Source organism: Caballeronia sordidicola (assembly GCF_001544455.2).
Taxonomy (GTDB): Bacteria; Pseudomonadota; Gammaproteobacteria; order Burkholderiales; family Burkholderiaceae; genus Caballeronia; species Caballeronia sordidicola.
Genome location: NZ_FCOC02000023.1, coordinates 70609 through 91432, shown reverse-complemented (window position 1 = coordinate 91432; position 20824 = coordinate 70609). Strand labels below are relative to the sequence as shown.

General features: G+C 57.3%; 17 protein-coding genes and 1 pseudogene. 4 read left to right on the top strand and 14 right to left on the bottom strand.

The annotated features are described in order from the left end of the window. Positions 1-206 precede the first annotated feature (206 nt). The 3 genes from AWB64_RS26140 to AWB64_RS26130 are packed head-to-tail and all read right to left on the bottom strand — an operon-like array spanning position 207 to position 1232. Positions 207-557, bottom strand: a complete 351-nt coding sequence (locus AWB64_RS26140; RefSeq protein WP_060858317.1) for a hypothetical protein — start codon at positions 555-557, stop codon at positions 207-209. A gap of 34 nt (positions 558-591) precedes the next feature. Then, positions 592-990, bottom strand: a complete 399-nt coding sequence (locus AWB64_RS26135) for a type II toxin-antitoxin system VapC family toxin (protein ID WP_060858316.1) — start codon at positions 988-990, stop codon at positions 592-594. Next, positions 987-1232 (bottom strand): AbrB/MazE/SpoVT family DNA-binding domain-containing protein, encoded by a 246-nt coding sequence (locus AWB64_RS26130; RefSeq protein WP_060858315.1) that lies wholly within the window; start codon positions 1230-1232, stop codon positions 987-989. Before AWB64_RS26130 ends, AWB64_RS26135 begins: the two co-directional genes overlap by 4 nt. Before the next feature lie 189 nt (positions 1233-1421). Between AWB64_RS26130 and AWB64_RS26125 the strand changes: the two are divergent. Beyond that, a pseudogene (locus tag AWB64_RS26125) lies at positions 1422-2331 on the top strand (DUF72 domain-containing protein). Between the two features lie 168 nt (positions 2332-2499). Here the strand turns inward: AWB64_RS26125 and AWB64_RS26120 are convergent. From AWB64_RS26120 to AWB64_RS26105, 4 genes are all read right to left on the bottom strand, one after another. Next, entirely contained in the window at positions 2500-4311 is a 1812-nt protein-coding gene (locus AWB64_RS26120) for a phosphoadenosine phosphosulfate reductase domain-containing protein (protein WP_060858314.1), read from the bottom strand. Between the two features lie 73 nt (positions 4312-4384). Continuing rightward, positions 4385-4747 (bottom strand): hypothetical protein, encoded by a 363-nt coding sequence (locus tag AWB64_RS26115; protein WP_157766709.1) that lies wholly within the window; start codon positions 4745-4747, stop codon positions 4385-4387. A 115-nt stretch (positions 4748-4862) separates the two neighbouring features. Then, positions 4863-5054: a phospholipase D-like domain-containing protein gene (locus tag AWB64_RS32770; protein ID WP_060858312.1), complete on the bottom strand. Its 192-nt coding sequence runs from the start codon at positions 5052-5054 to the stop codon at positions 4863-4865. Positions 5055-5443: 389 nt separating this feature from the next. Continuing rightward, positions 5444-5728 carry a hypothetical protein gene (locus AWB64_RS26105; RefSeq protein WP_060858311.1) on the bottom strand — a complete coding sequence of 95 codons (285 nt, stop codon included), beginning with the start codon at positions 5726-5728 and terminating at the stop codon, positions 5444-5446. 489 nt (positions 5729-6217) lie between these two features. Between AWB64_RS26105 and AWB64_RS26100 the strand changes: the two genes are divergently transcribed. The 3 genes from AWB64_RS26100 (at position 6218) to AWB64_RS26090 (ending at position 11528) form a co-directional block, all read left to right on the top strand. Continuing rightward, on the top strand, positions 6218-6436 hold the full coding sequence (locus AWB64_RS26100; protein ID WP_060858310.1) for a hypothetical protein: 219 nt from the start codon (positions 6218-6220) through the stop codon (positions 6434-6436). Between the two features lie 547 nt (positions 6437-6983). Beyond that, complete coding sequence (locus tag AWB64_RS26095) at positions 6984-10772, top strand: chemotaxis protein CheB (RefSeq protein ID WP_060858309.1); 3789 nt, start codon at positions 6984-6986, stop codon at positions 10770-10772. A gap of 327 nt (positions 10773-11099) precedes the next feature. Further along, positions 11100-11528 (top strand): response regulator, encoded by a 429-nt coding sequence (locus AWB64_RS26090; protein ID WP_060858308.1) that lies wholly within the window; start codon positions 11100-11102, stop codon positions 11526-11528. Positions 11529-11555: 27 nt separating this feature from the next. On the opposite strand, the gene AWB64_RS26085 is transcribed toward AWB64_RS26090, so the two are convergent. The 7 genes from AWB64_RS26085 to AWB64_RS26055 form a co-directional block, all read right to left on the bottom strand. After that, a complete protein-coding gene (locus tag AWB64_RS26085; protein WP_060858307.1) occupies positions 11556-12026 on the bottom strand; it encodes a hypothetical protein in 471 nt (156 codons plus the stop codon). 293 nt (positions 12027-12319) lie between these two features. Continuing rightward, positions 12320-13165, bottom strand: a complete 846-nt coding sequence (locus AWB64_RS26080) for a PRTRC system ThiF family protein (protein ID WP_060858306.1) — start codon at positions 13163-13165, stop codon at positions 12320-12322. Next, the gene (locus AWB64_RS26075) at positions 13162-13803 is read right to left on the bottom strand and encodes a PRTRC system protein A (protein ID WP_060858305.1); all 642 of its coding nucleotides are present in this window, start codon (positions 13801-13803) and stop codon (positions 13162-13164) included. Before AWB64_RS26075 ends, AWB64_RS26080 begins: the two co-directional genes overlap by 4 nt. Position 13804: 1 nt before the next feature. Then, positions 13805-14527 (bottom strand): PRTRC system protein B, encoded by a 723-nt coding sequence (locus tag AWB64_RS26070; protein ID WP_060858304.1) that lies wholly within the window; start codon positions 14525-14527, stop codon positions 13805-13807. A 17-nt stretch (positions 14528-14544) separates the two neighbouring features. Continuing rightward, positions 14545-15579, bottom strand: coding sequence for a PRTRC system protein F (locus tag AWB64_RS26065; protein ID WP_075643357.1), 1035 nt, complete (start codon positions 15577-15579; stop codon positions 14545-14547). Positions 15580-16396: 817 nt separating this feature from the next. Beyond that, positions 16397-17347 carry a response regulator gene (locus tag AWB64_RS26060; RefSeq protein ID WP_208603319.1) on the bottom strand — a complete coding sequence of 317 codons (951 nt, stop codon included), beginning with the start codon at positions 17345-17347 and terminating at the stop codon, positions 16397-16399. Beyond that, positions 17337-20780: a hybrid sensor histidine kinase/response regulator gene (locus AWB64_RS26055; RefSeq protein ID WP_060858327.1), complete on the bottom strand. Its 3444-nt coding sequence runs from the start codon at positions 20778-20780 to the stop codon at positions 17337-17339. The genes AWB64_RS26060 and AWB64_RS26055 overlap by 11 nt, the downstream gene beginning before the upstream one ends. Positions 20781-20824: the final 44 nt, after the last annotated feature.

The window sequence follows — 20824 nt, the reverse complement described above, 5'->3', positions numbered from 1 at the left end:
CAAATCACCAAAGCCACCGCGTTTATCGCTATCAAACCTGCCAAGTACAAGACTATCCCCATGTGCCCCGCACGACCGCCGCGAGCGTTTTTCCGTGGTCTCAGGTGCCCGGTGCTGGCCGCAGGGCATCCATATCGGTTTGAAGACTCATGAACCTTTTCCTCTATAGATAATTAGGGGTGGATGTTTTCCTATGGATGTTTAGCTTATGTTTCGCTGTAGCCGCATTCATGACACTTTATGCAATCCACGAGATTCGCGTTCGACGGAAGCGCGTCAGAAAAGTCATCACTTACCGGGTCCATCATTGCTTTTCCTGCGCTCATGTGAGCACCGCATTTCGGGCAAACGTCATCCGGGATCGGCCTCGCCATTTTTACGCTCGCGTTGTTTTTAAGACCCCTTTCGACTAGTTCACCCCACAACGCGGCCGTTATCGATGTATTGCGCGGCAAATCAAGCACGATCGTCGCGTCCCCTTTCGCTATCAGACGCTCCAGCTCACTCACCGAATGAGCAACCGTCTCAACCTCGAAGTCTTTCGATTCTTCTGCCATTGCCGTTGTTTTCCGTTATCGGCCCACCCCGTGATTACGCAATCAAACGCATCCCGGCGACCTTCGAAGCCATCACGTCGAAAGTCGCCGTGTACTCGCATTCGGCGACGTGCCCCGACCGCTCGATCAGGCAGTCCGCGAAATCCGCCTTCGCCGATGCACCGAAAACGCGAAGTGCTTTTCGCACCGTGTCTGCACCTTCAACGACCAGTTCCTTGGTGCCGATCATCGAATCAATAATGTCCTTCATCTGCTCACGCTCGACGCCGTAGCAGCGCCCGAGCACCCACACGACCTCGACCAATGCAACCTGCGAAACGTACCCTGGCTCCTCGGCCGTAAGCGACGCCATCAGGGCTGTCGCCTTCTTCGATTGCACGGCATCGTCCTCGGCGAGGTACCGGACCAAAACATTTGTATCCAGACCGATCATCGCGGTGATGCTCCCTGCTCGGCGATGGCCCGGTTCATGTCCTCAATCGACACGGGATTAGCGGGCTTCTTCACGATGCCTTTGAGCGACGCAAGCGAGCGCGTCGCTGGATAAACCTCATACCGGCCCGTGACCTCATTGAAGCTGAATTCGATTCGGTCGCCCGACTCCAATCCAAGTTGGTTGCGTACGTCCACCGGGATCGTTACCTGGCCCTTCGATGTGATAGTTGCCGCTGTCATAGTCGCCCTCCAATATTCCTTACTTTATGGTAAGGTGACAATAAATGCAAGCGCCAAATAGCGCGCTCGCTCTTTTAGTACGGCAAAATCGCGCCAAACTGGACTTCCCTGCATCAGATCCCCGCTGCTGCGCCGAGAGGTCGTATGCCTACCGCCGGCGTAAAATGCCACCTCGACCGGAGAACTCCGATGACCATCGCTGTTGGAACCGCTTCTTGGACTGACCCTACGCTGATCGCGAGCAAACGTTTCTATCCGCCAGGCTGCACGAGCGCTGAAGCGCGGCTGCGGTTTTACGCTTCGCAGTTCCCCCTGGTTGAGGTGGACTCCAGCTACTATGCGATGCCCAGTGGATCGAATTCGGTTATTTGGGTGAGCGCACGCCGGATCATTTCACGTTCAACATCAAAGCATTCCGGCTTTTCACCGGTCACCAGACAAACCGGACAAAACTGCCCAAGGACATACAGGCAGCGCTTCCGGCCAGTGACAAAAAAAACTTGTACTACAAGGACACGCCAGGTGAGATCCTTCGCGAGCTTTGGCGTCGGTACATCGAGGCGATTGAGCCGCTTCGGCGATCAGGCAAGCTCGGCGCAGTCCATTTTCAGTTTGCGCCATGGGTGGTGAACAACGACGATGGGCGCGCGCACGTCGAGCACTGCGCCGATGTATTGGAGGGATTCACGCTCGCTGCAGAATTCCGGCATACATCATGGTTTTCGGAGAAGGCACGAGAGGCGACCCTTGCGATGGAGCGAGCACGTGGCTTCGTGAACGTCGTCGTGGACGAACCCAACACCGCTGCGAACTCCGTGCCCGCCATATGGGAGACAACGAACCCCAACCTCGCCCTTATCAGGCTCCATGGCCGAAATCATGAAACGTGGAACATCAAAGGCGCGGCGGCCGCGTCGGAACGCTTTAACTACGACTACAACGAAGAAGAACTTGGCGTGCTCGCATCGCAAATTCTCGAGATTTCGAAAACTGTCGTCCGTACCCATGTGGTATTCAAAAACAATTTCGAAGACAGGGACAGCGCAATGCCCGCACGCTCATGCAAATTCTCGGAAGAAACGCAGTTGCGGTCTCGTGAAAAAGCAAAAGCGAATGATCACCTTCTACCCTTCTACTAGCGCTTGTGCAGAGAAGGCTGTCCAAAAAGCGCAGCAGCCAGAGAGCGGCCGCGATCGTGCCCCGGAGATTCGATAGACAAAAAAAATCCCGAGGCAGCAAGCCCCGGGATTTGTTCAACTACTCCGATTTACGCTGCAATCGAGAATAGATCAGGTTGAGCGATGCTGCCCGCCAACTCGGCCGTATGGGCCGCGTCGCTAATCGCATGCGACACAAGGTAATCGTCGAGCTCACGAGGTGTCAGGTTCATTCGTCGCGCGAGTCGAGAGAAATACTGTCCACGCTTGGCCATCTCCTGGTACCGCTGCGCCATGCCGGCCGGCAGGCGTACCACCCCCTCATTCAGCCAATAACGCGCAGACTCGATGGCATCATGGTGTTGGGTATTGAGCATGAAGGCCGTGTCATAGCTACATGTCACGAACGCGCATGCGGCTTCGGCATCAACTTCAAATTGCGCCGACTCTTCAAAGTACACGGTTCGCTCCCCGCCCGTCGTTCGCGCATACTGTCCCGGTCTATTCGGATGCAGATAGCGGTTCCATTGCTCGGCATCGTAATCCCTCAAGCCGTCGGCAGGCGCATCCCGATCATATTGACCGACCGGATACCAGCCGTGCAACGTGACCCCAGTCTTCTGCATAGGCTCAATAACGGGAATCAAATATCGCCTTCCCAGCACATTGACGTCATGCCAAATTGCCAGTGCTGGAAACGCGTGCGGCGCATAGTGATGCATTGAAAGAAAGAAGTCGATCGCGACAAGTTGCTGCGGTGTGACAAACTCGAATTGAGGATCACACAGGTTGCGGTTGTGATCGGCGTCTGGGAGACGACCTTGGGCCACCTCCCCAGAGTGACGTTCCGCGCGGTCCCTTTCGTTTGCGTCGATCGAAAGCAGCATTCTCAGCATCGCCACCCGCTCCTGCCAACCGTAAGTGTCAGCTTGGATGCGCGTGAATCCGGCCTTGCTGATTGTTCGGCCCACGAGCTCGCGGCGTGAAAAATCCCACTGGATCGCAAGAAGATAATTGCGGAAGTCGTTAAGTGGCCTAAGGTGCGCGTGCTCCGTTTCCTGCACCATGAACTCCATCGACTTGTCGCGATCGCCTGACACGCAACAGAAAGCGCAGCCAAAGCGCGATCCGCATGCAGCACGCGCCCCGCTTTCGCCAAGAACGACACCGCACGTGCCGCCGTTGCCCGAGCGGTAGATCTCGGACAACGTGGTAATTGTTGCGGGCGCGAGTGGACTTTCGAAAGGCAACGATGATGGCTCGGCCAGACAGCCAAGCATTGTCCAGACGTCATCCGCAGTCCAATCCCTGATGGGACTGAGCGACAGCGTGCCTGCAGCTTGACGGGTAGCGATGCCCGCTTGCTCGCTTCGGTCCAACATTGCTGCGCTTCGCGACGCGCTCTCGTCCAGCCGATTTCCGATTACCGAAATGATTTCCCGAACACCGCTTGCCTGAGCTCCACGTTCCAGCATCGCTCGAAGCCGGCCTTGTGGTCGGACCTTCCAATCGTCGGCACAAGCCCGCGTTCGCTTACCGTCTCGAACCCCATTCTCTGGCGTTCTTACGAGCGTCCCGCGCCCAACCGTCGACACAACGAACTGCGAGGCAAGGGAGGGCCTCACCGAATGTATCTCGATAGGCAAGCCGATACCCTCTGCGTACGCTTCAACTTCGTCCAGCACCGCATGTAGATGGTTTTGCATGACCGGGTTTTCAATAGTGGTGTCGGCGCTCGTTATGTAATGGCGTCTGTCGGGGAAAAGATGCGCCGACCGGCGTATTGCCTCCAGCATCAAGACCATTACACACGTACTGTCCTTCCCTCCGCTCAAGCCGTTGGCGAGTACATAGCCTCGCTGGATGTAAGACTGCATCGTCGCTATAGCAGCCTCCATCATTTTAAAAATATCGCGTTCCATTTGCGCTCCATCAAAATGAGAGCGCCCCTCTCGGGATCGCTCCCGAAAAGGGTTAAAGGTAGGGAAAAATTCGTTAATCGAGTACGTGCACCCGCTTCCACCACCGCTCACCGGAGGGAAGCAAGCGCACAAAACCGAGAACTGCCGCTTCGGCTGGATAAAGTTCGATGTGCGTGCCTTTGGCAATCGCGCTTTGCAGATACATGAGTTGGGCCAGCACAGCCGGGTCATGCTGTTCTGCAATCGCACCAAGAGTTTCGACCGACGCGAGCAACTCCTCGAAGAAGAGTTGCGCACTTCCGGCGGCCGCGGTGCACGCAGCTTTGCCTGCGACTTCGGTTATGGCGGCTATCACCAAATTCGCTTGCGATTCAGGGTCGTTTTCGTCGACGTCTTCCGGTCGAATCAACCCCAGACCGGTGAGTTTGTTGAGCACGTCGTCGGTGAAGTCGCTGCATGAGTAAGACATTTTTTTGTTGCTCCTCGAAAATGGGCATGGAGCAGCCCCAAACGGGCTGCGAACCCCCTGGGTTTAAAGGTGTATGGTTGATCTACTGCGCGCTGTACCGCTGACCTTGGGCGGTGACGTCGCTCCAGTTCGAGAGATACGCTCGCACAATGTCTGGGCGGCCGCGAAACACAATTACGTTTTCCGAGTTGTACAAAGCAGCTTGCTGACTGTAGTTGTACGAGCCTGTCTGAATCACAGCGCTGTCTACGGCCAGGAACTTGCTATGCTGCATCGGGTATCGAAAGCATGTTTTGCCGTTGAAATCATGAGAACAACTCCGTTCAGAAAAGGGAGCCGTCCCGAGATGGGAGAAGCTCCCATTGGGAAGAAAAAAGGCGACCAACAGTGTGGTCGCCATAAAGACTGAACCGGGAGGAACAGCCTGAGAGAGAGGGAAATGCAAGAGCCCAGCATGCCGAGCGTCTTGTGTCGATGCGCTAGGAGCGCGGGGAATAAAAGCAGTTTAGGGGGATCGAGCGTGAGCCGAGGCACGCAAAGGTTACGTTTTTGCGGTAGCTTTCGAAAACCCGAAGGGTTTGGCGCGCAGTCAGCAACCAAAGCTCAGGACGCTATTTCTTTGAAGTGACACTTACCAGCATTGCAAGCGGCGCCTTGGAAACGTCATTCGTCAAGTTCACACACCCGCCCGACCAAGTGCTCCGGATGACCCAGTACGTCTTCAAGTGGACCGCCCTCGTCCAACAGAAGCTTGAGGACGCACGCTTCATCGGACGTCAACCCCGTATCGCCGGCGTCGGCATCGTGGCCGATTGCGTCGCAGTCATCGAGCGAGACCTCCGCGAAAGTGGCGCAGGTCGCTTTGAGCGGCCACTGCTCGCTGAACGCAACCGTCATTACCTTGCGAATATCGTCATACGCCCGAATTTCGGCACATAGATAGGACATGTTTGGCTCCAGAACGAATTCGCAGATATGCCGGCACTCTCAGTATGCCCGTCGCCAAAAATCCCTCTTGCCGGGGTTAACACGTACTTTCCACCTTTCGTCGCACGCCTTCAGAGCTTGCTCCGCGCGTCACGTCATGGAATGTACAAAAGGTGATCGGTTTGGAAAATTGACATTTTTTTATCATGTGCAACTTTCCTTACGTGGCTCACGCTCATAGCTCGAGCTACTAACGCAAGAAAAATCCGGTTCTGCGCAAACGTTTCCCTGAGATTTGGGTGTCATTAAACAGACATTTAACGGCCACAACCCCTTTAATCAGTCGGTTGGCTACGTTTGGCATACCGCTTGCCTAACCATCCCCCTCAGAACATAACAATCTAGGGGAAAACCATGAGTCACGGCAGGCAAGCGCTGACCAGCCCGGTTAGCGCTCATCAGCGATCTTCCCATCTCGCTGATCAAGAAATTCGTCACCTGGAGAAAGCGTTGAGCACTGCCGCTCTCGTCGGCGCACGACGGAGCATTCAAGGCCTCGATGCGGCTTACTGGTCCGCACGCGCCAACGGCGTAGCGGATGGCTACGTGTTGTTGCCGTCCCAGAAAACCCGCGTCATGGCGCTCGTCCGAGCATTCGCGGCTCGCGCCGTGGCCGCAGACACACAGGGGCAGGCACAGCTCGCCCTGCCAGCGCTGCTTGCTGGCTGAGTTACTTGGAGAGAAATGCAGAGAAAAGATCAGCAGATCGCGGGCCGGCGTCCCCCACCCTTGGATGCTGGCAATGAAGCGGCCCACGCGAGAAGTGCATCCCAAGCGTCGCAAAACATATCGCCTCAAACCAAATTCCATTGCCACCGTGCCGCAACGGATAAAACCGCAGCGATTCGCGACCTGCTGTATGACATCAACCTGAACTCGGCGCGGCGTGCCGTTTTTCAGGCAGGCGGTAGGTGAAGATGATCCGGGTCGCAAATTGGGAACACAGCGCGTAGTGCATTGTGCGACAGACGGAGGTGCTCAAAAGACAAATTGCCTTACCGGCAAATATTGCTCACAGTGTCATCCGGCGTCACTGCGCTACATGCGCTCGAAATCGTTGGACCGGCCTATTCGTCCCCGACTCACACGTATCGAGGAAACACACACGCAACGAGCCAGCACGCCGATTTTAATGCGCGTTTTTAAAAAAATCTGCTTGCCTTTTAGTCTCAATACAGTCGGAATGCGACGATAGCCTTTTGATCAAAGATCTCTCATGACCAAACTCGCGATCGTCCCTGCCAACGCTCAATCCCGGTCTTTTCCGATTGTCGGGATTGGCGCCTCCGCAGGAGGCTTGCAGGCAGTTTCGGAGTTGATTGGTGAGTTTTCCGCGGAATGTGCTCTCGCATGCCTGGTCGTTATCCATCTCGATCCAGAGCACGAGAGCTCGTTGTCCGAAATCTTGGCCCGTCATACGCCATTACACGTCGTACAGGCCGCCGATGCGATGGCCATTGAAACTGGCTGCGTATATGTGATACCGCCAGCTGTCAGCATGTCAGTGAAAAATCGTCGTATCCGGCTGCGCCCGCGTGACATGACAATGGGACCGCCGATGCCCATCGACGACCTGCTCGATTCGCTTGCGAAGGATCAAGGAACCAATGCGATAGGCGTCATTCTTTCCGGCTCCGGTTCCGACGGCGTGCTTGGCTTGCAGTCGATTCATAGCGAAGGCGGGATCACGTTAGCACAAGACGAAGCTACTGCCGCCTTTACCAGCATGCCACGTCTGGCCGTCGCCCAAGGGTGCGTCGATTTGGTTCTGCCGCCCGTACGCATTGGTCAGGAAATCTGCAGAATGGGCATGCATCCCCACCTCGCACTTTTTCGATTAGAGCAGACCCCTCGCGTGGCCAACCCGAGCGAGGAGAGCTTAACGCCCGTGTTCCGGTTACTGAATACTGCGTGTAAGATCGACTTCAGTCATTACAAGCGCGGCACCATCTATCGACGCCTTTCGCGACGCATGGCGCTTCATCGCGTTACGCAAATCGATGACTACGTCGCGTTGCTTCGGTCCGATCCAGCAGAGGCCCTTGCGCTCGGTCGCGATCTCCTTATCCGCGTGACCGAATTTTTCCGAGACCCGGAGGCATTTGACGCCTTGACGCAACGCGTGTTTCCGCGACTCTTTGACGACTCATCCGCAGCCGAGTCCATTCGGATCTGGGTGCCCGGTTGTGCCAGCGGCGAAGAGGTGTACTCGATCGCAATATGCATGTTCGAGTACCTCGGAGAACATGGCATCGATACTAAATTTCAAATTTTTGGTACTGATATTAGTGACGATGCGCTGCATACTGCTCGCGCGGGACGCTACATCGAAAACATTGCGCGTAACGTCTCGCCCGAGCGGCTCGAAAGGTTTTTTGTGCGCGAGGGCCAGTATTACAAAATTGAGAAGTATGTGCGCGACGTCTGTACGTTTGCCCGCCACAATGTGGCCGCTGATCCGCCGTTCTCACGCATGGACCTAATCAGTTGCCGCAATCTTCTAATCTATCTTGACCCGCTATTGCAGCGAAACGTCATGCCGCTTTTTCACTATGCCCTTAAGGCCAATGGCATTTTGATGTTGGGCCCATCCGAAAGTGTCGGCTCGTTCTCTAGCCTTTTTGGGGTAATCGAAAGTAAACGCACGAAGCTATACAACAAGAGAGCCGGAACTGGTCAGTCTGCTGCTCATTTGCTCTCGCTGACATTACCCTCGCAAATAATGGCCTTGCCAGGGCGAGTAGTGGCCAATAAAGCGACTCCAACGCATGCTCAACGACTTATTGGCCAAGCGGAAGCAAAAGTTCTGGCGCGTTATGCGCCGCCGTTTGTCATCTGTGACGGTGCACTCAACATTGTGGAATTTCGCGGCGATACGACGCCTTATCTTGTCAATCCCAATGGGCCGCCGAGCACAAGCCTGCAGCGTTTAGCCAAGCCGGACATCTTCCTGCCGGTAAGCCAAGCTATCAGGGAAGCTAACATGACCGGTACAGTAGTGCGAAAACCGGCAATCCGATTGTCGTCTTCTGAGGGTTCACGCGAAGCCAACCTTGAAGTGCATCCGATCCAGTCCGAAGAACTCGACGAGCGCTGGTTTCTCATATTTTTTGAAGACGCAACGTCTCGTCCGACGCTTTTGCCGGCTCTCGTCCGTGGCTCAATCAAGGATTCAGTAACGCGTGCGTCGCAGCGTCTGGCCGGCCGCCTTGGTTCACGCAGTCTTGCACAAAAGGACGCGGAAATCGCAAGGTTGACGGCAGAGCTCGCGGCCTCGCGTGACCAGATCCGTTCCATGCTTGAAGATCACGAAAGCGCCCGGGAAGAACTCAAATCGAGCGAAGAAGAACTTCTCTCAAGCAACGAAGAGTTTCAAAGCACCAACGAGGAACTGGAAACTACGAGAGCCGAGTTACAGTCCATCAACGAGGAACTGTCAACATCGAACGAAGAGCTTCGTTACCGGAACGACGAACTCAGGGCGCTTCATAACGTGGCTAGCAGCGAGCGCGATTACGCAGATTCGCTATTCGAGACGATATTCGACCCATTACTGGTCCTCGACGCGGACTTGCGCATTGTCCGCGCGAATAACGCATTTTACGAGACGTTTCAGACAAAGCCAGAAGCAACGATCGACGCAAAGCTATTTGCGTTGGGTAACGGGCAATGGGATAGCAAAGCGCTTAAAGCGTTGCTTGAAGAGATTCTGCCTGAGGAACAGTCGGTCCGAAACTTCTTCCTCACGCACGAGTTTCCGGCCTTGGGATTACGCACCATGCGGTTGAACGCAACACGTGTGCAGTTCTCGGCGCGCGAACTGGTCTTGCTCACCATTAACGATGTAACTGACCAAAACAACACACTGAATCAGCTGCAGGCGGCAGATCGGAACAAGGACGAATTCTTAGCGATGCTCGCTCATGAACTTCGTAATCCGTTGGCAGCGATTCGGAATGGTTTGAACATCTGGGAGCGAGGAAACGCCGACCTAGCTATAGAAGGAAAAGCGCGCGCGATCGCTCAGCGTCAACTGGACCACGAAATCGGCTTGGTGGACGATCTCCTTGACGTGTCTCGCATCACACGCGGGGTAATCAAGCTCAAGAGAATGCGCACCAATGTAGTCGATCTTGCGCGGCATGCGATCGACGCGATGCAACCAGAAATTGAACGGCATCAACACACAGTGGCCGTCTCGCTGCCCGAGGAACCATTGTGGATTGAAGGTGACCCATTACGCATTGAGCAGATAGTCACAAATCTTTTGGGCAACGCAATCAAGTACACGCCCGCACACGGCCGCATTGAAATCACTTTGGCCAAGGAAGCCCAACAAGCGGTACTCAAGATCTCCGACAACGGCATCGGTATGCACGCTGCCCTGCTTCCAACAATCTTCACAATATTCGTTCAGGCCGATTCGTCTCTTGATAGAAAAGCGTCGGGTCTTGGCATCGGTCTGGCACTGGTCAGTCGCCTTACCGAATTGCATGGCGGAAGCGTGCAGGCTTTTAGCGAAGGACTCAATAAGGGAAGTCAGTTTGTCGTGCGTTTCCCAACCCTACCGGCAAGCGTTCAGTCAGCGATCCGAGACGTTGCGGTCCAGACAGTCGCCACCGAGATAACGCCCAAGAAGATCTTGGTGGTTGATGATAACGTCGACGCCGCCGAGAGCACCGCGATGTTTTTGCGACTTGATCGCCATGACGTCCGCCTGGCGGCGGATGGTTTGTCCGCGTTGGCGACCGCGCAAGAATTTCAACCGGATGTTGTGCTTTTGGACATCGGGCTACCTGACATTGACGGCTATGAGGTCGCAAAGCGTTTACGCGAGTCCCCTGACCATGCTGACACCGTATTGATTGCTCTGAGCGGCTATGGGCAAGATGAGCATGTGCAGCGCTCCCGACTTGCCGGCTTTGATCATCACTTGGTAAAACCAGCCGACCTTAAAATACTGGATACGCTTATTAGCACGCGTCGTGGCGACGACGTCCGCTGACATACGCTGAGTGAAAGTCGTATTAGCCTCCAGCATGCCATATGTTTAACTGGGGAGATTCGTGGTGTCGCATACCAAAGTGCACTCGGTAACTTTCGCCAGTCGCGTTGCTTGCTGCACGAAGCAACCCGCAGACGCGGGTGACTCGCGAGTCTAGTGCGATTTACGGGGTCGTGCCCTTAAAAACTTCCTAAAGCGTCGTTCCTGTTTGGAGACACAGGAAAGATATCGCGGGCCCTTTCATTGCTCGTAGTAATGAGACGCCGGTCAAGTAGACATCTCCAGCGCACCGGGTCTTAGCCCCTCGTAGAAACGCAGGATTCCAAAATGCCACACACATTCAATCGTTTCGTCCGCGAATGGACCGACCGACGTGTACAGCTCAACGAGAAAAAATTACGGCTTTTACTTGTTGACGACGACCGCAATGCCGTCGAGGCGCTTGCTGCTTTCATGACAGTTCAAGATCTCGATTGCCACATAGCATTGGGGGGCAGGCAGGCGATCGCCGCAGCACTCGCGTGGGCACCGCATATCATCGTCATGGATATTTCGATGCCCGAATGCACCGGCATTGAGGCTGCCAGAGCCATACGAGAAGACGACGCGACGGCTCATATACTAATCATCGCATTCACTGCCCTTGATGAAAGAGAAGTCCGGCGACGCGCCGTCGATCAGGATTTCGACGCGTACTGCCAGAAAGGACATGCAACCACTCATCTATTGCGGCTCATCGCGAGCCTGGCGGCTTGACCCGAAGGACTACGCGGCGCTGTTCATCTATCGGGCGGGTTGTTGTGGTCGACTTCTCGAAAGCGCAACCAGAGCGAACCCAGCGCCGAGTGCCGCGTAGATCGGAAGGAACGAGCGCGACGAAACGTGGGCTTCGAATCCAGGCGTCACCCGCTCGGGAACCACGTGGTAATCGACCACGTATGCCGTGGCCGCGGTCACAGCGGCGGCTCCGACGATGCCTGCCGGCGATGCGCGCCGGCCGAGCAACGTTTCGAAGAGGGCTCCCCAGAACATGCTCGCGCCTAGATGAATCAAAGCGCCAGTACCCGTCAAGCGCATGCTCGCGCGCTCGTCGAGGAATGCTTCCGCTGGCCAGATGCAGTGCGAAACTGCGTTCATCGGCGCGACCGCGCTCGCTCCATTGTTCACTGCCTCTCGCGAAGCGACTGCTGCGGAGGTGATAGCGGCTCCTGCGCCGGATGCAAATGCGCGAGCCAGCAAACTTGCAATTTTCATAGACTTTCTCCGGTTGTGATCACGTGCCACGCAAGGACCGTACTCGACCCGGCGTTTTCGGAAGCGGACACATGCGGCTTCGGTCCGGGCCGCCACCCGACTCAATGGACTGGCGAAAAAAAACCGCTCCCAATGGGAGCGGTTTGTCGAAAGCTTAAAACTTTGTTGCCGAGCAGTCCCCACCGGGCTGCGTACCCGCTGAGGTATGAAAGGCTGCGCGAAACGCCACCGAGCGAACAAAAAAATGCCGACTCCTTTAAGGGAGTCGGCGGATTAAAAACAAAGAAACGTGATCAGCGCGGGATGGGTTCCGCCTCCCCCTTCCGGAGCTTTTTCTTCCGTGCTTTCGGCGCCACGTACGTGTAGCCAAAACGGCACCATGCAGCGGGGTCGATCGGAATCGGATTCGTTCGCCCCGTTGCGAGGTTCACGAACACCCCGGAAAACGGCACCACACCCGTCCGAAACATCGTCCAGAGCAGGTTGAACGCCTGAACCGCGATCGCCTGATTGATGACCAACGACTGCTTGCGCAGCGCGTCGGCCATCGAACAGGACGGCGTTTCATCCGTTGCGTCGAGCGCAGCGTCAATCAGGTCTGGAAACAGTTCGCCAACATGCGGCAAACGCTCCGGCCTTTTCTTGGCTTCGCTCAACGCCATCAGCTGGCCGATCACCACTTGGCCACGGTCCGTGTCGTTCCCGCAATCGAGGTAATAGACATTGGCGTTTTGTGCTGCCTCAACAATTGCCCTGCGCGCGGCCCGCGTGTCCACGCAGCCGATGATCAGGTCCGCGCTGTAGCAATTCACATTTTTCGTGAACCGCTGCGTCTCGGCTCGCCAGTTGGTTCCCATCAACGCGTTTAACCGATTGACGATGAGCGAAGCTTTAAATTCGCCCACGTCGTTCGGATAAAAGCCTTGCCGGCCGACGTTGGTGGGACTCACCGTATCGTCATCGAACACCGTGCAATCGATACCGCCCGGATGGCCCAGCTCCATCATCGCGTGGTGCAACCGAGCGAGACTCGGCAACACTGCGCTTCCGGTGCCGCCGGCGCCCACTACCATCACCTGCCAGGGCCGCGACAACATATGCGACGGGATCGCGTGACGAACCTTCATGGCTCCGCTCATACGGCCTCCGCCCGCTTGCTGACCCGGTACCACGCATCCGGCACCCGCTCGACTTCCTCGAACATGCCCTTCGCGCACAGCCGGAATGCAAAACTCGGCACGTGCGACGCGCAATTTCCAACGACAAGCGAAAACTTAATGTCGTGCTTGTCGTCTTCGTTGTCAGTGCCCGAGAAATACGCCGGATGCCGGCCATGTGAATGGCAGTCGATAATCAACACCTCATCGTCGTGGCGTTCTGGCCGGTCGTATTTCAGCGAACCGTCCGACTGCGAGAGGATCACCACTGGCAGGAGCCGAAACTGATGCGTCCTGGTGCTCCAAACGATCCATGATCCGGTTTCGTTGGGGTACGCAGCGCGCGCCATCGCGACAAACTCGCCGATCAGCTCCTCGGGCACGCGACCGCAAATCAGGTTCGTATGCTCCGCCACGCTGCCATACGGAAGCGGGACCGGCGCCGTGAAGCTGGCGACGCGCCGCACGAGCGAGATCCACGGAAGGCTAATCTCAAGGAATACACCATTTTCAGCAACCAGCAACCGCTCGCCGGCCGAGGCCATGGGTCCAACCGGCTCGCGCCGGGGAACCATGACCGTCGGAAACGAGCGCTGCAACACGCTATCTGCTGCATTCATATCAACGCTCCTTGCCGGCGATCAGTGCGCCAAGAGTAAATTTCATGGAAACAAGTGACTTCTTTGGGAACTGCTCGCCGAACGTGCCGTCGAGCATTGCCTTCCAGAAGGCAAATTCACCCTTGGGATAGGAAACACGCTTGCCACCGTGATTGGGGTGCGTGAACGCCGACTCGAAAAAGCCGCTCTCCCAGCCGGCGATCGAGGAAACGTCAACGCGCTTCGGAACGTGAGCCGATCCGATGCAAATCTTTCCAAAATCCCAGGTGTTAAAGTAAGGCGGTTCATGCAGCGTCGAAGCCGGGGTTGGGCGGCTGTCTTCTTTCAGCGCGAACACGCTGAATCCGTTCGACGCTGCTCTGAACACCAAACTCGGGTGCGGCACGACCGCGCTTCGCTTGCCGATTTTCGGGCAATCGAAGAACACGCGTCGCATCCCCGGTCTGCACCACCACGTCACCGCGTCTTGCGACACCGCGAGCACTGTTTCTGGAAGAAACTCCGCCTTCGGGGCTGCGTTTTGAGACAGATCCGTGAGGCATTTCAAAAGCGCCGAGCGGTCAATTGGCCGTCCCGCGCCAATTGATGCTCGACCGCCCTTTCCAGGGTTGATCGCGTGCACCGTCCCGTAATGCGCCGTGTGATCCAGTCCGCTGTAAAGCAAGATGGCGCTGGTCGCGCGCAACTCTTCCCGGCGATCCGAGCCGATATCAAAACCTTTCATATTGAAGCTCCGGTTGTTTATGCCGCAAGAGCCGCGATGACGCGGTCCAGTTGGCCAAGAATGGAAAATGCCTTCGACCAGTCCGCGTACTGCTTGCGGATGGACTCAGGCGTGGAAGCAAAGGGAATGAAGCCGTAAAACGTCGATCCTTCACCGCTTTGAGATAGGTGCTCGTAGTGGTCATCGAGCAGCTCGCTGATACGCGGACTGTCACAGGCGATCAGCGTCGCTGCGGCATACGCACACTCAGGTCTCGCTTGCAGATCGAAAAGACACCGCGGCCGGCTGGTTCTAATCAGGAGCGTCAATGCTTCGAGCTCCCGGCAAATGCGCCGCACCGAACGAGGACAGTACTCGCGTAATTGCCGCAGTGACGCGGCACTGAGCGCGGGCGTAAGAGAAAACTGGTGCGTCTTTCGGTTGTACCGGCCGACGTCCATGTCGCTCGGACAAAGCTCGTCGCGGACCACCGAAGGAAGGTAGTTTTCAAACTCCTCCTCATCGTCCCCAAAGCGATCCTTGAGAATCTCTATGACGTCTTCATCAGAAGCCCGACTGTCGCCGTCCCAGTAATGCGAAGAAAACATTCCGAGAAATTCATCTGGCGTTCGAACCCAGATCGTTCGGCCCATCGCACGATTGATCAATGCCATCGTGGTCGGGACCAACCGGGGGTGGGCAGCGCGAAGCTGCGCCACCTTCTCCCCGATATCGAAGACGTTCTCCTCCTGCATTTCGATACCGAGATACAAGGGCGACGCGGGTTCAAAGTCGCGTGCGTCGTACTGATACTGCATCTGCTCGCGTACGGCCTCGACATCGTGGATCACGAAGTTGAAGTTGAGGCATTCGAACCGTGGCATCTCGCGTTTTGCCCAGGCAAAGAAGCCCTGAGCGAACGCCTCCCCCGCGCTAGAGAATCCGGGAACGTCGCGCGCCCGTATGGGGCCCGTGACGAACTGGTCGGAGATCAGGCGGCAGACATCCTGTTCCGCCCGCCAGCGCATTACCGCCGAGGTCGGAACCCCGGAGGCAATGGCCGGAAGCGTCAGAAAATCATGGGCAGGTCTGTGTGTGATGTCCCACGTTCTTTTCGTATGCGTACGCTGCTGCCCGTTAAAGGTGTGGAGCGCGCCAGGCGACCGTTTTCCTTCTTAACCAACAGATGTTTATCTGAACTTTGTCAAATAAAGGGGTAGATAGCTCTAACTATCATAGCGCTTCGATCTGTGCAAAATACCATGAATATAATATTCAGCTTGATTTAGCGCCGATTTTCTCCATGTTCTCGAAATTAAATTACCAAATTATTCCGTATAAGCAATTTTATTCGACATTGATAAATATAATTATGTCAACCTGACGAGTGATTGAGCGCCTATTAAGGCGTTTAGCAATCGTGTTGCGAAGTTGGTTATTTGCACCGAATTCTGATCCACCAGAGCATTAAGGTCGGCACGCATGAACGCAAGAAGCGTGGGCGCAACCCGTTAGACGCGACGCTACCTCGTAAGGTCGTGCGCCATAAGTTGCCCGAGTCAGAACGCGCCTGCGCACACGACGGCCACGCACTGGTCGAGATTGGCCGAATGGCATACGGCGAGCCCCCACAGTAGCCGAAGCAACCCTTCTCGCAAGCTTGTGCCGCGGCGTTGCCGTAATGCCATAGGCGGGAAGGCCCTTGCGGCAATGTCCTCGACCGCTTTCGCGCTGGCGTCGATCGCCGCGTGGCTTGCAGGATCAGGTTCGAGCTAGACGCGTTGGCGCGCGATATCGCGCAGTGGCGGGAAGGACTAAAAGTGCTCCGATTGTCAATTTGAAACTGCAGTTCCTCGTCTCAGCCCGTTCTCCATCTTGAAGATTTCCTGTCTATACCGCATTGCGGGAAACGCTCAGTGCGGCAGCGGCGGCTGCCGTGCGCGTTTCCACCCCGAGTTTTTCGAAAATATGCTCAAGATGCTTGTTCACTGTCCGCGGTTTCATGCCGACAATTTCGCCGATATCGCGATTCGTTTTCCCGCGCGATAACCACAATAAAACCTCTGCTTCCCGCTGCGTTAGCGTGAAGCGAGCGGCGAGATCGGCCGTATCGCGGCCGTCGGCATGTTCTTCGAACACGACGATCCAGGTTCCGCGATTTGCCGCGCCCGCAATCCGCGCGATCAACCGTTCGCCGCCCGGCAATATTTCGACGGTTTGCGCGCGGTCCTCACACGGCGCGGCGGTGTAATCGAGCAACCAGTCAGTCAGCACGTCGGGCAAGCGCGTCAGCGGCGCGACCTCGGTGGCGACATCCCCGTCGCCGCCGTAAAAGTGCGCCAGCCGCGATGGCGCGAGCGCGCTGTGCCAGTGCACTTCCCCTTGCGCCGTCGCGATCACCGCCGCCCGAGAGTTCAGTTCGAGTACGATATCGGCATGCCTCTGACTTGCCGCGCGCCGGACATGCGCCGCGATCCGCGCGACGACTTCATCGGGGCGGATCGGCTTGGTCACGTAATCGATTCCCCCTACCCTGAAGCCCTTCACCACGTGCTGTGTATCGGCGAGCGCGGTCATGAAGATCACCGGAATGTGCTTGTAGAGCGGATTGTTCTTGATCTGTTCGCAGGTTTCGAAACCGTTCATGCCGGGCATGATGGCGTCGAGCAGGATCACGTCCGGCGTGAGGCGCGCGATGCGTTCGAGCGCGGACGCGCCATCCAGCGCAACGAGCACCGCGTAACCCGCGGCCACGAGCGCGCTCGACAGCATGGCGAGATTGTCGGGCGTGTCATCGACGATAAGCACCACGGGGCGACCCAGTGGAATGTCAGATTGCATGAGGCGTTGCTCCGTCGGGGGTGGCTTGATCGCTTTTGCGTAGTTGCACGTCGAGGTCATCGAGCATGAAACGGCGTGCGGATTCATGCAGTGGCGCGAGGGTATCGGCGAGTTCGGGATGGGTTTGCGCGGCCTCCTCCAGTTGCGCGACAAAACCCTCCATATAACCGAGTTCGAGGTAGCGTCGCAGTTCCTCGGCGAGGGGTTCGGGCAACGGGACGTTTGGCGGCGGCGTGGATGCCGCGCTGTCCTGGCCCATTGCATCGGTGAGCCATTCGAACTTGAGCAAGGCCGCGACCTTGTCCAGCAGCAGCGGCACGTGCAACGGCTTCGCGAGGTAATCGTCGCAACCGGCCGCGGCGCCCTTTTCCAGATCGCCTGCGAATGCGTTCGCCGACAGAATCAGAATGGGTGCTTCGCTTAACCGGTGTTCGCGGATGAGCTGGCTTGCTTCGAAGCCGTCCATCGACGGCATGGCGACATCCATCACGATCAGGTCGACGTTGTTGGTGGCGAGCAGTTGCAGCGCCTGCGGTCCGCTGCTGGCTTCGAGCATGGTGAAACCCAGCGGTTCGAGCACGCCGGTGACAATACGGCGTTGATCTGTCAGGTCGTCGGCCACGAGAACCGAACGGCGCGGGCCGGGATACCCGAGTACGTCGCGCGGACGCGGCACGAGCACGCGAGGCTCGCGCACTTCCGGCAGGAACAACTGGAGCACGAAGCGCGTGCCGGTGCCGACGCGGGTTTGCACATCCAGCCGCCCGCCCATCATCTCTGTCAGCAAGCGGCAGATCGTCAGCCCGAGACCCGTGCCATGATCGTTCGGGCGCGCTGCTTCGCCACGTTCGAAGGGCAGGAAAATCGCCTCGAGTTGTGCGTCTGGGATGCCCGAACCTGTATCTTCTATTTCGAACGTCGCGAGGCCCCACGCGTGGCTCGTTCGCAAGCGCACGGAGCCTTCTGAGGTAAAGCGGACCGCATTGCCCAACAGATTGATCAGGATCTGGCGGACCCGTTTTTCATCGGCGCGAACGACGGCCGGCAAACGACCGCTCGTGTCCAGATGAAATGCCAGGCCCTTCTCCGCAGCTTGCGGTTCCATCATCGCGCCGAGTTGCGTGAGGAGTTCCGGCAGCGATACCTCGGAGACATCGAGCTGGAGTTTTCCTGCTTCGATCCGCGCGACGTCGAGCAAGCCATCGACGAGCGCGAGCAAATGTTCGCCACTCCGGTAGATGGTCGCAAGCGCATCTCGTTGAGGCGCATCCACCGCGCCCGATCCGCGCAGCAACAACTGCGCGTAGCCAAGGATGCTGTTAAGCGGCGTACGCAACTCGTGGCTCAGGCCCGTCACGTAGCGGCTTTTTGCGCGATTCGCCGCATCGGCGGCGGCGCTGGCTTGCTGCAGGCGAGCATCGGTGAGACGGTGCGCTTCGATCTCCTGCATCAACAGCAACGTCTGCCGTTTCGATTCCTCTTGCGTGACCGCGCGGCTTTCCTTCGCGAGAACAAGCCACCACACGCCGATACATCCCACCAGCGCCAGCGCGAAAAAAGCCTTGAGATAACCGCGAAGCAAAGTATCGAGCGCGCTCTCATTGCTGGTGGCGAGCGTCAGCGCGGTCTGGCTGTATGAGAGATAAAGCATCGCGCCGAGCAGCGACAAGGCCACTGTCAGGTAGATCACGTAACGCCCGACGCGCAGTGTCTGCGACGTGGGTTCCAAGGTGGGAAATGCGCGCTTCAACGCAGCGGTCAATTGCGATGAAAACCGCGCATGCGGTTTGCATGTGTCGCCGCAACGTGAGTCGAGCGAGCAGCACAGCGAACAAATGGCGCCTGCATAAGCCGGGCACGACGCCATGTCTTCCCGCTCGAACTCGTTCTCGCAGATCACGCAGCGCAAGACCGAACCGGCTTCCAGATCGGCGCTGCCCCGCGCAAGATAAAAGCGGCCACGCGTTGCGATGGCGATCAGCGGCGAGCACACGAACGCCACCGCCAGCGCAATGAACGGCGCCAGCGCCTGCGCTATCTCGCCGAGATAACCCGCTTGCGATAACGCGGCCGCCACCGACGCAATCAGCATTGCGCCAACGCCGACGGGGTTGACATCGTAGAGATGGGCGCGCTTGAATTCGACGTCCTTCGGGCTGTAACCGAGCGGCTTGTTGATCACGAGATCGCCGACGAGCGCGCCGATCCATGCGATCGCCACGTTCGAATACAACGCGAGCACCTTGCCGATCGCGCCGAACACGCCAAGCTCGACCAGCATCAGCGCGATCAGCACGTTGAACACGAGCCACACCACGCGCCCCGGATGACTGTGCGTAAGGCGCGCGAAAAAATTCGACCATGCGAGCGAACCGGCATACGCGTTCGTCACGTTGATCTTCACCTGCGAGACGATCACGAAAAGCGTGGTTGCCGCGAGCGCGAAACCGGGTGAATCGAAGACGTAGCGGAACGCGACGAGATACATCTGCGTGGGTTCGGTGGCGCGCGCCGGGTCAATCTGGTTCTGCAGCGCGAGGAACATCAGGAACGCACCGCCGAGCATCTTGAGCGCCCCCGGCACGATCCATCCCGGACCTGCGGCGAGCATTGCACACCACCATCGGACACGATTTTTCGCGGTGCGCGGCGGGAGGAACCGCAGAAAATCGACCTGTTCGCCAATCTGAACCACGAGCGCGAAGATCACCGTACAGGCCGCGCCGAACGGCATCAGGCTGAACTCTCGCCCGCCCTGCGCATAGCCCGCGAATGTGGCCCAGTCGGAGAAAAGATGCGGCTCGCGGATCAGGATCGCCACATAAGGCGTGACTAGCAACACGATCCAGACAGGCTGCGTCCAGCTTTGCAAGCGATTGATCAGCGTAATGCCGAACGTGACGAACGGCACTATCGCGAACGCGCTGATGAGGTACGCAACGGCTATCGGCATGTGGAAATACATTTCCAGCGCGAGCGACATGATCGCGGCTTCCAGCGCGAAAAAAATAAACGTGAAGCCTGCGTAAATCAGCGATGTCACCGTCGAGCCGAGATAGCCGAACCCGGCGCCGCGCGTGAGCAGGTCCATGTCGACGCCGCAATTGGCCGCGAAATAACTGATGGGCAGTCCTGTCAGGAAGATCAGCACGGACGTCACGACAATCGCCCATACGGTGTTCGCAAAGCCGTAGTTCAGCGCAAGCGAGCCGCCGATCGCTTCCAGCGCCAAAAACGAAATTGCGCCCAGCGCCGTGTTCGCGACCCGGAACTCGCTCCACTTCCGGAACGACCGGGGCGTGAAGCGCAGCGCGTAGTCCTCGAGCGTTTCGTCGGCGACCCATGCGTTGTAGTCGCGCCGGATCTTGACGATGCGCTGGGTGCCGAGCGCGGGCGCCGCGGCGGGGGTATCGGATGGATGCATAAGGCTCATGAATACCGGTCGAAACGGGTTGATCGCACGAACATGCACTGGGA